At 39.2% G+C, this 1,110-nt stretch carries 1 protein-coding gene; it reads right to left on the bottom strand.

Annotation, left to right across the window (positions count from 1 at the left end; all coding sequences use genetic code 11):
- Positions 1-1,110: Rib/alpha-like domain-containing protein (locus QM818_RS08980; RefSeq protein WP_414300179.1), on the bottom strand; the 1,110-nt coding region annotated here is incomplete at both ends.

Genomic DNA, 1,110 nt, shown 5'->3' with positions numbered 1-1,110 from the left:
TTAAATCTGGGAGATCTCCTACTTTAACTGTTGCTCCTTCTGGTATCTTAATTTGTTTTAGGACATCCTCTGGAGTCAGTTTTTCTTTTGTTATTGGTGTTTCAATTGGTGTAATTGGTGTTACATTAACCGGAACTTCAACGGTAATTGTTTTGCCATTTGGTAATTCTACCGTTACTTTAACTGGAGTTTTCTTACCTGGGGTTGTTAAGTCTGGAATGTTCTCAACATTCGTAACTTTACCGCCTTCTGGAATGGTAATTCCCTTGGTGTAATCCTCTGGAGTTAATGGTGTATCTGTTACAGGTGTTTCAATTCCAGTAGATGGCGTTACATTAACCGGAACTTCTACAGTAATTGTTTTGCCATTTGGTAATTCTACCGTTACTTTAACTGGGTCTTTCTTACCTGGCGTTGTTAAGTCTGGAATGTTCTCAACATTCGTAACTTTACCGCCTTCTGGAATGGTAATTCCCTTGGTGTAATCCTCTGGAGTTAATGGTGTATTCGTAACTGGGGTTTCGATACCTTTAACTGGTGTTACATTAACCGGAACTTCAACGGTAATTGTTTTGCCATTTGGTAATTCTACTGTTACTTTAACCGGCTCTTTCTTACCTGGGGTTGTTAAGTCTGGAATATTCTCAACATTCGTAACTTTACCGCCTTCTGGAATGGTAATTCCCTTAGTGTAATCCTCTGGAGTTAATGGTGTATTCGTAACTGGGGTTTCGATACCTTTAACTGGTGTTACATTAACCGGAACTTCAACGGTAATTGTTTTGCCATTTGGTAATTCTACCGTTACTTTAACTGGAGTTTTCTTACCTGGGGTTGTTAAGTCTGGAATGTTCTCAACATTCGTAACTTTACCGCCTTCTGGAATGGTAATTCCCTTGGTGTAATCCTCTGGATTTAATGGTGTATTCGTAACTGGGGTTTCGATACCTTTAACTGGTGTTACATTAACCGGAACTTCAACGGTAATTGTTTTGCCATTTGGTAATTCTACCGTTACTTTAACTGGAGTTTTCTTACCTGGCGTTGTTAAGTCTGGAACATTTTCTACATTCGTTACCTTACCACCTTCTGGAATGGTAATTCCCTTGG

The sequence above is a fragment of the Streptococcus mitis genome, from assembly GCF_047464035.1.
Classification (GTDB): domain Bacteria; phylum Bacillota; class Bacilli; order Lactobacillales; family Streptococcaceae; genus Streptococcus; species Streptococcus mitis_DX.
Note: the sequence above shows the minus strand (reverse complement) of the source record. Positions and strands in the feature narration are given on the sequence as shown.